The organism is Ideonella sp. B508-1 (assembly GCF_000333615.1).
In the GTDB taxonomy this organism is placed as follows: domain Bacteria; phylum Pseudomonadota; class Gammaproteobacteria; order Burkholderiales; family Burkholderiaceae_C; genus Ideonella.
Window position 1 is genome coordinate 1 of record NZ_BADL01000125.1, and the last position, 12,372, is coordinate 12,372.

12 protein-coding genes and 2 pseudogenes are annotated in these 12,372 nt (G+C 68.2%); 9 read left to right on the forward strand and 5 right to left on the reverse strand.

The features are described 5' to 3' along the window. The 4 genes from I73_RS26135 to I73_RS30735 all read left to right on the forward strand — a co-directional run. Positions 1-1,388 (forward strand): NADH-quinone oxidoreductase subunit L (locus I73_RS26135; protein ID WP_022979683.1); only part of this gene is annotated, 1,388 nt, incomplete at its 5' end. Continuing rightward, a complete protein-coding gene (locus I73_RS05430) occupies positions 1,313-2,443 on the forward strand; it encodes a hypothetical protein (RefSeq protein WP_022979684.1) in 1,131 nt (376 codons plus the stop codon). The genes I73_RS26135 and I73_RS05430, both read left to right, overlap by 76 nt. 11 nt (positions 2,444-2,454) lie before the next feature. Next, on the forward strand, positions 2,455-2,994 hold the full coding sequence (locus I73_RS26140) for a hypothetical protein (RefSeq protein ID WP_022979685.1): 540 nt from the start codon (positions 2,455-2,457) through the stop codon (positions 2,992-2,994). A gap of 133 nt (positions 2,995-3,127) precedes the next feature. Continuing rightward, entirely contained in the window at positions 3,128-3,664 is a 537-nt protein-coding gene (locus I73_RS30735) for a hypothetical protein (protein ID WP_022979686.1), read from the forward strand. Between the two features lie 49 nt (positions 3,665-3,713). On the opposite strand, the gene I73_RS05445 is transcribed toward I73_RS30735, so the two are convergent. Continuing rightward, complete coding sequence (locus I73_RS05445; RefSeq protein WP_022979687.1) at positions 3,714-5,648, reverse strand: phosphatase PAP2 family protein; 1,935 nt, start codon at positions 5,646-5,648, stop codon at positions 3,714-3,716. Positions 5,649-5,799: 151 nt separating this feature from the next. Then, positions 5,800-5,982: pseudogene (locus I73_RS34805) on the reverse strand (phage integrase N-terminal SAM-like domain-containing protein); the annotation flags it as partial. A gap of 290 nt (positions 5,983-6,272) precedes the next feature. Here I73_RS34805 and I73_RS32345 point away from each other — a divergent pair. The 5 genes from I73_RS32345 (at position 6,273) to I73_RS31410 (ending at position 8,422) form a co-directional block, all read left to right on the forward strand. After that, positions 6,273-6,602, forward strand: coding sequence for a hypothetical protein (locus I73_RS32345; RefSeq protein ID WP_148289689.1), 330 nt, complete (start codon positions 6,273-6,275; stop codon positions 6,600-6,602). Between the two features lie 129 nt (positions 6,603-6,731). After that, a complete protein-coding gene (locus I73_RS32350) occupies positions 6,732-7,154 on the forward strand; it encodes a hypothetical protein (protein WP_148289690.1) in 423 nt (140 codons plus the stop codon). Further along, positions 7,151-7,516, forward strand: coding sequence for a DUF4844 domain-containing protein (locus I73_RS05450; RefSeq protein WP_022979688.1), 366 nt, complete (start codon positions 7,151-7,153; stop codon positions 7,514-7,516). Before I73_RS32350 ends, I73_RS05450 begins: the two co-directional genes overlap by 4 nt. 66 nt (positions 7,517-7,582) lie before the next feature. Then, a complete protein-coding gene (locus tag I73_RS05455) occupies positions 7,583-7,957 on the forward strand; it encodes a hypothetical protein (RefSeq protein WP_022979689.1) in 375 nt (124 codons plus the stop codon). A gap of 87 nt (positions 7,958-8,044) precedes the next feature. Then, entirely contained in the window at positions 8,045-8,422 is a 378-nt protein-coding gene (locus I73_RS31410) for a DUF4288 domain-containing protein (protein ID WP_083876561.1), read from the forward strand. A gap of 114 nt (positions 8,423-8,536) precedes the next feature. On the opposite strand, the gene argG is transcribed toward I73_RS31410, so the two are convergent. The 3 genes and pseudogenes from argG to I73_RS26155 all read right to left on the reverse strand — a co-directional run. Then, positions 8,537-9,877, reverse strand: a complete 1,341-nt coding sequence (gene argG / locus I73_RS05460; RefSeq protein ID WP_022979690.1) for an argininosuccinate synthase — start codon at positions 9,875-9,877, stop codon at positions 8,537-8,539. A 57-nt stretch (positions 9,878-9,934) separates the two neighbouring features. Beyond that, positions 9,935-10,903, reverse strand: coding sequence for a dienelactone hydrolase family protein (locus I73_RS26150; RefSeq protein WP_022979691.1), 969 nt, complete (start codon positions 10,901-10,903; stop codon positions 9,935-9,937). Positions 10,904-10,932: 29 nt separating this feature from the next. Continuing rightward, a pseudogene (locus I73_RS26155) lies at positions 10,933-12,261 on the reverse strand (MFS transporter); the annotation flags it as partial. Between the last annotated feature and the right edge of the window lie 111 nt (positions 12,262-12,372).

Consider the following 12,372-nt stretch of genomic DNA (forward strand, 5'->3'; position numbering starts at 1 on the left):
TGGCCCTGGCGGCGGCGCTGCTCACGGTGCTGCTGCAGCTGCTGCGCCAGTGGCGTGGCCTGCCGGCGCCGGTGGTGGAGGGCCTGCTGCTGAGCCCGCTGTCGGCCTGGGTGGCGCTGCTGGTCCAGTTCCTGGGCACGGTGATCGGGGTGTTCTCGTCCCGCTACCTGCACGGTGAGCCGGGGCAGGGCCGCTACATGGGCCGCCTGGCCGGTGTGCTGGCGGGCGTGCACGTGCTGCTGCTGGCCGACCACTGGCTGATCCTGATCCTGGCCTGGGCCTGGGTGGGCCATGCCCTGCACGGCCTGTTGTGCTTCTACCCCGACCGGCCGTTTGCCCAACTGGCCGCCCACAAGAAGCGGGTGAGCGACCGCCTGGCCGACCTGCTGCTGCTGGCGGCCGCCGCCGGCGCCTGGCAGGCCACCGGCAGCGGCAACCTCTCTGCGGCGCTGGACCAGGCCGCGCGGCAGGGCGCCGGGCCCGGCCTGACCCTGGCCGCGGTGGCGCTGGCCGCGGCGGTCATCGTGCGCACGGCCCACGTGCCGCTGCAGGGCTGGCTGCTGCAGGTGATGGAGGCGCCCACGCCGGTCTCGGCTCTGCTGCATGCGGGCGTGGTCAACCTGGGCGGCTTCGTGCTGATCCGCTTCGCCCCGCTGCTGGAGGCCGTGCCCGCCGCCCGGGCGCTGCTGGTGGTCTTCGGTCTGGCCAGCGCGCTGTTGGCCGCCTTCGCCATGCTCACCCGCATCAGCATCAAGGTGCGCCTGGCCTGGTCCACCGTGGCCCAGATGGGCTTCATGGTGATGGAGTGCGGCCTGGGCCTGTACCAGATGGCGGCGCTGCACCTGCTCGGTCACTCCCTCTACAAGGCCCATCACTTCCTGGCCGCGTCCGAGGTGGTGGCCCACACCCGGCAGCAGATGCTCAGCGCCGCGAGCGCGGTGCGGCGCGGCAGCCTGCTGGCCGCGCCGCTGCTGAGCCTGGCGGTGGTCTGGGCGGTGACGGTGGCGGTGCAGGCCGGGCTGCATGGGCTGGGGCCGCAGCCGCTGCTGGCTGCGGGCGGCTGGCCTGTCTGGTGGAGCGCCTTGCTGGCGCTGGCCTGGGCGCCGCTGCTGTGGCTGGCGGCGGGGGCGCAGCGCCTGGCTGACACGGCCCGCGCGCTGCTCACCGGCACCGCCATGCTGGCCTTCCTGGCGGCCCTGGCCAGCCTGGGCCACGCCCTGCCGCTGGGGCTGGACGACCGGCCCCACACCGGGCTGGGTTGGCTGGCCCTGGCCGGCATGGCCGCGATGTACCTTGGCCTGGCGGCCCTGCAATGGCAGCGTGGTGTCTGGACGGCGAGGCCGACGAGGCCCTGCGCGCGCGCTGGCAGGCCCTGCTGGCCCCGCTGAGCGCAGACGCCTCGGTGCAGCTGCTGCACCCCGGCGAGCCGCTGCCGGCCGGCCTGGACGTGCTGATCGTCGACCAGCGCCCCGGCTGGCTGGCCCTGCCGGCCGAGGAGGACACCGCCGCGCCCTGGCTGTGGGTGCTGGCGCCGGAAGATGGCCTGCAGACCCACCCGGCCGAGGCCGAGGCCTGGCTGGGCCGGCTGGACCGCCTGGGCACCGGGGCCGTGGCCCAGGGCCTGGCCGCGGCCACGCCGGATGCCCTGGGCCCGCTGCTGCTGCAGCGCGGCTGGGCCGAGGTGGCCGACCAGTGGCCGGCCTGGGCACCCGAGGAGCGCACCGTGGCCTGGCCCGACGAGACCCGCCAGCGCCACACCCAGGCCCTGGCCGCCGCCACGCCGCTGCTGGCGCGCTGGCAGCGCAGCGGCTTCCTGTCCGACAGCGACCAGCTGGCGCTGCGGGCCCAGCTGGCCCAGGCCGAGGCGGCCGAGCGCGAGGCCGCGCTGGTGGCGCTGCCCGAGCTGCTGACCGAGGCCCTGGGCCGCGGCCTGTCCCGCGTGGTGCTGTTTGCCGAGGCCGATGCCGCCGAGGAGATGCCCGCCTGGGCCGAGCTGCTCAACGAGTGGCTGGCCGCGGCCGGCTGGCAGGCCCAGGTGCTGCCCACGGCCCACCGCGAGGCCGATGCCGCGCTGCGCCGCTTCCGCGACGCCGAAGGTCCCAGCCTGCTGCTGGTGGCCGATGGTCTGCCCGGCAGCGAGCCGCGCATCCCCACCGCACCGCGCCTGCCCCTGATCGTCCACCTGGACCGCCCCTGGGACGAGGCCCAGCGCGAGCGCCGCCTGCAGCGCCTGCGCCTGCCGCGCGCCCAGCGCGCGGTGCCCGTCTGGCAGCTGCTGCCCGAGGACAGCCTGGCCGCGCGCCGCCAGCACCTGCCCGCACCGGAGTCGGCCGGCACGCCGGCCACCGGCCGCCTGCGCCGCGGCCCGGCCCTGCAGGCCTGGCTGGCCGGCCTGGCGGCCTGCCTGCTGCCGGCCCAAGCCGAGGCCGTTCCGGCGGTCTGAGGCCAACGGCCATGTCCGACAGCCCCTGGCGCGCCCGTCTGAAAGCCCTGCTGCACGCGCTGTGGCAGTGGCCGCTGGCGCTGCTCATCCTGTTCGAGGAATGGGGTTGGGAGCCGCTGCAGCGCCTGCTGGCCTGGGTCGGCGCCTGGCCGGGCTTTCGGCAGCTGGAGTCCTGGGTGCGGCGCCTGCCGCCCTATGGCGCGCTGGCGTTGTTCGCCCTGCCCACGCTGGCCCTGCTGCCCATCAAGCTGCTGGCGCTGTGGGCCGTCAGCCGCGGCCATGCGCTGCTGGGTCTGGCGGTGATCCTGGCGGCCAAGCTGGGCGGCACGGCGGTGGTGGCGCGGCTCTTCACGCTGACCCAGCCCGCCCTGATGCGCCTGGCCTGGTTTGCCCGTTTGCACGGCCGCTGGGTGCCCTGGAAGGAAGCCCTGCTCGCCCGGGTGCGGGCCAGCGCGCCCTGGCGGCTGGCGCGGCGCCTGCGCATCTGGCTGCGCCGGCTGCTGGGGCGGGCCACCGGACGGAACCGCGGACAGGACAGCGAGCGGCCCTGAGCCGACCTCCTCCCCTTGGAGGATGGCGCTCTGTCCGACTGCGGCCGGCCATCCCGTTCATCGGAACAGGACCGCCCGAGGTGGGCGGCGCCAGCCATGAACGGGGCCCGGCCCCGATGCCAGGAGTGCCACCATGCACCGCGTGTTCCTTCCCCTTGCCGTCCTGCTGACGCTGATCGGCAGTGCCCCTGCCCGGGCTCAGGATGCCCTCTCGTCCCTGCCCTACGGGCCCGACACCTGCCAGAACGGCTATGTGTTCCGGGACGCCTTTGCCGACGACCATGTCTGCGTGACCCCGGCCACCCGGCTGCAGGTGGCCCGGGACAATGCCGCGGCCGCATCCCGGGTGCAGCCCGGCGGCGGGGCCTGGGGGCCGGACACCTGCCGTCAGGGCTGGGTCTGGCGCGAGGCCGGGCCGCGTGACCGCGTGTGCGTGCTGCCCGCCGAGCGCGACCGGGCGGCCCGCGACAACCACCTGGCCTATTCGCGCCAGCAGGCCCGGCTGCTGGCCAGCAACCGCCCCGTGCGGCCCCATGCGCCCCCGCCGCTGGACCGTGCGGAGCCCCCCGAGCCGGGGCTGCAGCAATGCCGGGTGGGGGGCGCGGTCTGCCCACCCCACATGCTGGCCGCCTACGACGACAACGAGGGTTGCATCTGCCGACAGGAGTAGGCCGGCGTGAACCGGCCCTGACACCGACGCTGCCGACCGTGCGCGCCGATCAGGCGGTGATCTTCAGGCGCACCTGGCCCTGGCTGTAGACCACCGTGGCCTGGTGACCGTTCACCGTGACGTTGCCGAAGTGGCCGTTGACGTGGCCCGCGGAGATCAGCAGCACGCTTTCGCCCACCACCGGCTGGACGCCGGTGATGTTCACCTGCAGGGCGGCACCGTCCACCGTCAGCGTGCCCGCCGCGGCGATGCGGCCCAGGTTCTGGCTGGGGTCGCCCAGCGTCAGCTGCAGCGTGGAACCGGCCAGCAGCGTGAGCTTGCCGCCCAGGGCCAGCTGGCTGGTCGGGCTGGTGACCAGCGTGCCGCCGCTGGCGTACACGTCGCCGCTGCCCAGGGCGCTGGCCGAGCCGGCCACCAGGGTGCCGGCCTTGAGCACCGTGCCGCCGCTGTAGCTGTTGGCACCGGTCAGGCTCAGGCTGCCCGAGCCATCCTTGGTCAGCATGCCGGCGCCGCTGATGTCGTTCTTCCAGCTGTCAGCGGCGCTGAAGCCACCCTGGCTGGCGTCCATCGTCACGCTGACGTCGCCGTTGAAGGCGCCGTAGCCGTCGGCCGCGGCGATCAGGTTCAGCCGGCCATAGCCCTCGGCATCGTCCATCACCGGGTAGCCCGAGGGCAGCGCGGTGGTCTTGAGCACCACACGGCGCTGGTCGGCGCTGAGGTAGGGCAGACGGGTCTCCAGCAGCACCTCGGCGCTCTTGGGCACCTGGGCCGGCTGGGTGGCGGAGGCGATCTGGCTGAAGCCGAAGGTCAGGCGCTGCTCGGCCGTGGCCTTCATGCCGGCCGTGTCGGCAAAGCGGTCATTGGCACTGGTGCCCGAATGGGCGTAGGCGTAGAAGCTCTTCCAGTCGGTGGTGCCGGCGGCGGCCATCAGCGCGGTGTGGGCCTGCGCATAGGCGGCGGCGCGGGTGGTGGGCGTGGCGGCCGCCAGGTTGCCCACGGCCGAGGCCGTGCCCAGGATGCGTCCGCCGATCACGTCCAGCGGCGAGTGCATGCCGGCGACGATGCGGTTGCGACCCAGCTCCAGGGCGCGGGCCACCATCTCCTGGTAGCGCTCAGGCATCACGTAGGCCATGGCCAGCGCATCGCGCACGGCTTCCGCGGTGTGGCCGCTGGGGAAGCCGCCGTCCGTGGCGGGGGTGCTGCTTTCGGCGGGCACCAGGGTGGGGGTGACGACCACGCTGTTGCTCCAGCGCCAGGGCCGGGCGAACTTGTAGAAGCGCTTGGCCGGCTCGGTCGAGGCGTTGTTGCCCACGTTGTTGACGAAATCGACCACGGCGCCGAAGGTGGCGTTGCCGCCACTGCTGCCCACACCGGTGTTGTTGCCACCGTCGTTGTAAGCCACGGTCGTGGCATCGGCGGGGATGGAGGTGATGGTGGTGGTCTGCTGGGCTGCGCTGCGCCAGGCCGCGGTCAGCGGGCCCATGCCGTCGGTCACGCTGTAGCCCTTGCCGCGGCGGTCGTCGTAGTAGGACGCCGAGGCCTCGTCGGCGGTGCGCGCCGTGGTCGTGCTCACCACGTACTGCAGGCTGGTGTTGAGCACGGCCTGGTTGAGCACCGTGCCGTCCATGCCATTGCCGGTGTAGGCGGTGATGGCCGCGCAGCCGCCCGAGGCCGCGGCGTTCACGCCAGCGTCCACCAGCAGGGTGGCGGGGGTCCACAGGTCCAGGAAGCCCTTGAGCACGCGCACGCCGGCATTGGTGGCCACGGTGGCATGGCAGGGGTCGCCGCGCTGGTTGGTGGCCGCATTGTCCACGAAGGGCGGCACGCTGGTCTCGTTCTGGACCGGGGCGGAATCGACCTGCCCCAGGCCGGTGGGCGCGGCGGGAATGCTCAGATCAGAGGAACTGTCGTCACAGGCGCTCAGGCCGAGGGCGAGGGTGGCGGCGAGGGCCAAAACATGGCGGCGGTACAGCAAGGGCAGCATGAAAGGGCTCTTGGCGGAGTGGAACAAAGCCCGCGACGTTAGGAACCCTTTATGTCACCTTAATGAGGGATGGGCCGAGGCGGCGTGCTTTACGCGGCTGACACGGTGGGTCGATTTCCGAGGTCCTGGAACGACCCCATCCCTCGGCTCTCGCCAGCACATCAAGCGGACTGCGGACCGCACCGCCGCCCAGCTCGGCCGGGTGACGAAGTCTGTGAAAGCGGACAAAGGCCCTGATCCAGTGGACGTACGCCTCTTCGGTGCGTGGGCTGTCGTGGAGAAAGCGCAGCCGCTCGCGAAGCTGACCGAGAACCCGCGGCGACTTCAGGGGCAACTGCTGGGCAGCTTGTGCAGGACGCAGCGTCCTGCGAGCTGGAAAGGTGGGCAGGGTGACTGGTCATCATGACCTCCCGGCGCATGCTCAGCCTTCGATGAGAGTTTGCCACAACGTGCCACTTTTGCCGGAAATTCAATTCTGTACAAAAACACAGGCAATGCCGCAAAAGTGTCGACCTGTCAGACACTTGGCGTTAGAAGTCTCATTTGATTTAGGGGGAGGCTTGCCTGCTTAGGTGGCGTACCCTTTCGGTCTAGCACACGTTATGCATCTATCGGAGCCTCCACATGGCTTGGCTTACTGAAAATCTGTTTTGGTTCTTCTTTCTTGGCATCGTTGGCTACTTCATATTCCGCATGGTCCGTTATGGTGGCTTTAAATCTGCCATGTTCGGTGCAAAGATCGAGAAGACTCTCGGCGAAGTTGAAGGCCAGCGTCAGGCACTATTGTCATCGCGGCTGAAAGTGCACTTGCTTGAAGGCGGCCCAAGTGAAAAGGCAGTGGGGATCGAATTGGTGGCAAAGGGTGTAGCCAGCTACCAAATGATGCCAATTACCCTTTCCGCCGCTGAAGCCAAGAGGCTCGTTTCCCTTCTTCAATCCGCCATCGCTTCGTAGCGCTATGCAAAGCTGCCGTGACGCTCCGGCCAAGCCGATGCATAACCTTGCGCTCAACCGGACCCGCGAGCAAAGCAGTGCAGGTCGGGTAGCGTCGCGTTGGGCGTCTTTAACATAGTCGGGAGAACCATGTCATCCAAAAGAGCACTCTACATCTATTTCGCGCTTCTCGTGCTCATCGGAATCACGATCGGCTACTCGGGCGCCCGTGGTATGGAACCGCCAAAAATTATTAACATGCTCTTCATGGTGTTCACCACCGTGAGTATTTATCTTTGGTACTACTTCGATGCAAAGGAGCGTTCCTATCAGCGATCCACCCTGTTAGGTGGCGCAGTACTGATGTTCTCTGTAATTGCAATTCCTATCTATCTCCTCAAGAGTAGAGAATCAGGCAAGAAGGTTCGTTCAATCCTAAACTATATAAGTTGCTTGCTGCTAACGCTGATCATCCCGGTTGTCACGGCAACATCGACTTCCGTGCTTTCTGCGCCTGCCGAGACGCTCAACCCCTCGATCGAGGCGAGTCCCATTGGCAAGCTGGCCCGATGACCTACGATCCAATTTCCGACATCGTCGATGAACCCCTGATCGTTCTACCGAGCGTTGTAAAGGCGCTCGCTGAATATCGAGCGTTGCCAAAAATTGATCTCTTGCCCGGCGTCGATACGACCGCCGAAAGAGGTCGGCTCGCCGAATTGGTCAATGGGCTCACTGATCAGTTACTTGCTGGGGTGGCAGAGCACCCTTCCAAGCTGTGGGTCATGCAGAAGTTTCAGGGCGCGCTCTTGCAACTAGAAGATCACGACACCGAGGCCCGAGAGCATTTTGGCATGGAGTTGGAAAGGCTCATGGGCATCCTGGGAATCGAGAGCTCCGATGGCTTACTCTCATTTTATCTTGGTGGCCTGTGATTGGGTTAACTGGTCTGCAGCGGATCGCCTGCAACGTCCGTTGAAATTGAACGGTAAGGCGCAGATATGCAATATGTTATCGATCTCTATCGCGAAGTGCGGGAGCATTTCCCGGAGGCGGCCAATGGTGCCGACCTTGAGCACAGGAGGCTGGGTTTTGAGGTTGATCCAGAGTACGCCTGTCTTTGGTTTGGTCACTTGGCGAACGCGCTGAATTATCAAATGACGGAGGGCGTTCCGTTCGTTAAGCACGAGGCACTCTTCCGCTTCTTCTCTGATGCGTTCTCTAACGGAAGCGACGAGGTGAAAGAGTGCATCGACGTTTCCTTTGTTGAGAATCTATTTTGGCGGGTGGATATGGTGCTCGCGCAGGACTACTGGCGAGGTCTGCCGCAGTCGTTGAAAAGCCTGTATATAGGTTTTCATGGCAGCGCACCCTAACATGTCAATCGACACGGACACCTCGCCGCAGTTGCTGTGCGCCAGTCACCCTCACGTTAAAGGTCGGCCAGTCGAGCCACCATCGCAATGCCAAACGATAAAAACACATCGCCAGTCGGCTGGTACCTCGGGTCCTATCTTCTGAGGTTCATCGAATTGGACGATGAAGGCAGAGATGACCCCGAGGCGCGCTTCCTGTCATGGGAGAACACGGTCTTAGTCAAAGCCAAAACAATTGAGGCGGCTTATTCAAAGGTGGAGCGGATTGGCAAGCTGAACTCAAAGCCGTACAAAGGAGGCCCACTAGGAGTCTCCGTACAGTGGGAGTATCTTGGCGTCACCAGTGTCCTTCCAATCTATGAAGATATTGTCGACGGTGCAGAGGTCGCCTGGACTGAGCGAGCACCACGAAAACTCAAGAATCTTCGGCAATGGGTAATCGCAAAGACCGATGTTCGGCAGTAGACCGTATGCTGTCCCTGAATCGCCGCACAAAAAAAGAAGGGACCCCGGAGGGTCCCTTGGAAGGCGGTGGGCCGGCCGGGGCCGGACACAACCGCTGTCAACCGTGTGCGCTGATCAGGCCTTGTCGGGCGCGGTGATCAGGCCGATGCTGCTGTCCGGACGGCCCAGCAGGCCGGCGTCGCTGTAGATGCCCAGCTTCTCGCGGGTGTCGGCGATGTCCAGGTTGCGCATGGTCAGCTGGCCGATGCGGTCGGCCGGCGTGAAGGCGGCGTTCTCCACCTTCTCCATGCTCAGGCGTTCCGGCGCATAGGTCAGGTTGGGGCTCTCGGTGTTCATGATCGAGTAGTCGTTGCCGCGGCGCAGCTCCAGGGTCACCTCACCGGTGACGGCGCGGGCGATCCAGCGCTGGGCCGACTCGCGCAGCATCATGCACTGCGGGTCGAACCAGCGGCCCTGATACAGCAGGCGGCCGAGCTTGCGGCCGTTCATGCGGTACTGCTCGATGGAATCCTCGTTGTGGATGCCGGTCACCAGGCGCTCGTAGGCGATGTGCAGCAGCGCCATGCCCGGGGCTTCGTAGATGCCGCGGCTCTTGGCCTCGATGATGCGGTTCTCGATCTGGTCGCACATGCCCAGGCCATGGCGGCCGCCGATCTTGTTGGCCTCTTCGAACAGGGCCACGGCGTTGGCCAAGGTCTGGCCGTTCAGGGCCACCGGCACGCCTTCCTCGAAGCGCACGGTCACCGTCTCAGCCTTGACCTCGACCTCGGGCTTCCAGAAGGCCACGCCCATGATGGGCTTGACGATGTGCATGCCGGCGTTCAGGAACTCCAGGTCCTTGGCCTCGTGGGTGGCGCCCAGCATGTTGGAGTCGGTCGAGTAGGCCTTCTCCACGCTCATCTTGTAGTCGAAGCCGTTGGCGATGAGGTACTCGCTCATCTCCTTGCGGCCGCCCAGCTCGTCGATGAAGCGCTGGTCCAGCCAGGGCTTGTAGATCTTCAGCGCGGGGTTGACCAGCAGGCCGTAGCGGTAGAAGCGCTCGATGTCGTTGCCCTTGTAGGTCGAGCCGTCGCCCCAGATGTTGACGCCGTCTTCCTTCATCGCCGCCACCAGCATGGTGCCGGTCACGGCGCGGCCCAGCGGGGTGGTATTGAAGTAGGTCGCGCCGCCGGTGCTGATGTGGAAGGCACCGGACTGGATGGCGGCGATGCCCTCGGCCACCAGCTGCGCGCGGCAGTCGATCAGGCGGGCGATGTCGGCGCCGTAGGCCTTGGCCTTGCGCGGGATTTCCTCGTAGTCGCTCTCGTCGGGCTGGCCCAGGTTGGCAGTGTAGGCGCAGGGCACGGCGCCCTTGGAGCGCATCCAGTGCACGGCGGCGCTGGTGTCCAGGCCACCGGAGAAGGCGATGCCGACGCGCACGCCGGTGGGGAGTTGTTGCAGGATGGTGGCGGACACAGGTGTTCTCGCAGAAGCCGACGGGGAATCCCCAATTTTAGGCGCGCCGCGGTGGTTTCATTCCGCCGTGGGCGATGACGGGGTGGAGGCGATGGTGCCCGGCGCAGCCGCCGGGGGCTCCTTCAGGTCCGGAAAACCATGGGCCCGCAGAAAGGCCAGCGCCACCGGTCGCCACAGCTCGGGCGCCGCGGTGAACAGGCTGTGGCCGTTCTTGCCCACCGGCGGATAGGCTTGGAACTCGCCCACGCCGCCCTGGTTGTGGAAGGCCTGGAACCACTCGCGTGGCAGCTTCGGGCCCCAGAACAGGTCATTCTGCGCATAGGACCACAGCACCGGCGTGCGGGCACTGCGGCCATAGTCGGCGTACAGCCGCTCCAGCGCGGGCTGGTTGCAGGGCTGCTCGGGGCTCAGCTCGGGGTTGCCGCCGCCACCGCCGGCGAAGTTCAGGATGGCCGACACCCCGGCCGGGTTGCGGGCGGCCAGGGCCACCACCGTCATGCCGCCGAAGGACTGGCCCAGCAGCACGCCGTGGTCCGCCTTCACATCCGGGCGCTGGCGCATGAAACGCATCAGGGCCTCGGTTTCGTCGGCCGCCGCCGCGTAGACCGGCGGGTACATCCGCTGGCTGCAGCTGCCCGAGTCCTCCACGTCCTCGCCGCCGGTCACGCCGTAGCCGACCCGGGTGGGCACGGCCACCACGAAGCCCATGCGCGCGAACCAGCGCGCACTGTCGCTGTAGCGGGCGCGGCCCAGGGCTTGGCGGCCGGCCGCGTCGGTGGCCCGGCCGTGCAGGATGACCAGCAGTGCGCGGGGCCGGGGCTGCTCGGTTTCGGCGAACACCGTGACCACCATGTCCTGTGTCCAGGTCTTGCCCCAGGCGTTGGTGACCGTCACCGGCAGCTTCAGGATGTCCTCGGTCACCTTGGCCGCGGCGGGCGTGGTGGCACCGAGCAGGCCGGTCAGGATCAGCGTCAGGGCCAGCGCCTGGGACGGCCGGTCGCGGGGGGGCGAGGGCAGGGGGCTCATTCGTTCGCAGGGGGATGTTGGCGCCAGGCCGCCAGCCAGGCGACGCAGCGGCGCGGGTAGTCCGGCACGCGCAGGAACAGCACGGCTGCCGCCGCCACATTGGCCAGGGCCAGCAGGCCGAACACGCCGGGGATGCCCAGGCCCGCTGAGAGCAGTGCGCCGACGATCAGCGCGCTGGCGATCATGTAGAGCGCGTTGAGGATGTTGTTGGCCGCGATGATGCGGGCCCGGTGGCTGGGCGGCGAGCGCCACTGCACCAGCGCGTACATCGGCACGCTGAACAGGCCGGCCGACAGCGACAGCAGGTAGAGCTCGGCCAGCAGCGGCCAGTGGCCCGGCTGGGCCAGGAAGGCCCCCAGCGTCCAGCGCTGGGCGGCGGCCGGCTCCAGGCCGGAGGTCCAGGCCAGGGCGCCGGCGAACACCGTCATGCCCAGCGCGCCCAGCGGCACCAGGCCGATCTCCACATGGTGGCGGCTCAGTCGCTCGCACAGCAGCGAGCCGGTGCCCACGCCCACCGAGAACACCACCAGCAGCAGCGAGGCCACGTGTTCGTCGCCGTGCAGCACCTCCTTGGCATAGGCCGGGAACTGCGACAGGAAGACCGCGCCGAAGAACCACAGCCAGGAAATGCCCAGCAGGGTGCGGAAGACCGTGGGCTGCTGGCGCGCCAGCTGCAGGTTGCGCCAGGTCTCGGAGAAGGGGTTGAAGTTCAGCCGCAGGCCGGGCGCGTCCGGCGGGCTGGGCGGCACGCCCTGCACCGCCCAGCGGCCCAGCGCCGCCAGCAGCAGGCCGGCCAGGCCCACCGCCTGCACGCTGCTGGGCACGCTGCCCTCGGGCAGGCCGGCCAGCACCCCGCCCAGCACATTGCCCAGCAGGATGGCCACGAAGGTGCCCATCTCCACCAGGCCGTTGCCGCCGGTCAGCTCGCGCTCGCCCAGGTGCTGGGGCAGGTAGGCGTACTTCACCGGGCCGAACACCGTGCTGTGCAGGCCCATCAGGAAGATGCAGCCCAGCAGCAGCGCGATCCAGCCCTGCCACAGGCCCCAGGCCGCCAGCGCCATGATGGCCAGCTCCAGGTTCTTCACCATGCGCATCACGCGGGCCTTGTCCAGCAGGTCCGCCAACTGGCCGGCGGTGGCCGAGAACAGCAAAAAGGGCAGGATGAACACCGCGCCGATGGCCAGCCCGGCCAGGGCGGGCGGCAGCCAGTCCACCGACAGCCGGTAGGTCACCAGCACCGTGAAGGCGAACTTCAGCACGTTGTCGTTCATCGCCCCCAGGAACTGGGTCCAGAAGAAGGGGGCGAAGCGGCGCTGGCGCAGCAGGGCGAACTGGCTGGAGGGGGAGGGCGTGGACATGCCGGTTTTTCAGCGCGGCTTGTACACCGCGTCCAGCCGGTCGGGCTTGCGGCCTGGCCGTCCAGCACCGGGTAGCGCAGCCCGCCCTGGCAGTCAATCAACGGCTGCAGG

Excerpts from the sequence above, each read along its gene's own strand:
- I73_RS05445 (WP_022979687.1), bottom strand. The coding sequence starts at position 5,648 with ATGCTGCCCTTGCTGTACCGCCGCCATGTTTTGGCCCTCGCCGCCACC.
- I73_RS32345 (WP_148289689.1), top strand. The coding sequence starts at position 6,273 with ATGGCTTGGCTTACTGAAAATCTGTTTTGGTTCTTCTTTCTTGGCATC.
- I73_RS31410 (WP_083876561.1), top strand. The coding sequence starts at position 8,045 with ATGCCAAACGATAAAAACACATCGCCAGTCGGCTGGTACCTCGGGTCC.
- I73_RS05430 (WP_022979684.1), top strand. The coding sequence starts at position 1,313 with ATGGCAGCGTGGTGTCTGGACGGCGAGGCCGACGAGGCCCTGCGCGCG.
- I73_RS32350 (WP_148289690.1), top strand. The coding sequence starts at position 6,732 with ATGTCATCCAAAAGAGCACTCTACATCTATTTCGCGCTTCTCGTGCTC.
- I73_RS05450 (WP_022979688.1), top strand. The coding sequence starts at position 7,151 with ATGACCTACGATCCAATTTCCGACATCGTCGATGAACCCCTGATCGTT.
- I73_RS26150 (WP_022979691.1), bottom strand. The coding sequence starts at position 10,903 with ATGAGCCCCCTGCCCTCGCCCCCCCGCGACCGGCCGTCCCAGGCGCTG.
- I73_RS05455 (WP_022979689.1), top strand. The coding sequence starts at position 7,583 with ATGCAATATGTTATCGATCTCTATCGCGAAGTGCGGGAGCATTTCCCG.
- I73_RS26140 (WP_022979685.1), top strand. The coding sequence starts at position 2,455 with ATGTCCGACAGCCCCTGGCGCGCCCGTCTGAAAGCCCTGCTGCACGCG.
- I73_RS30735 (WP_022979686.1), top strand. The coding sequence starts at position 3,128 with ATGCACCGCGTGTTCCTTCCCCTTGCCGTCCTGCTGACGCTGATCGGC.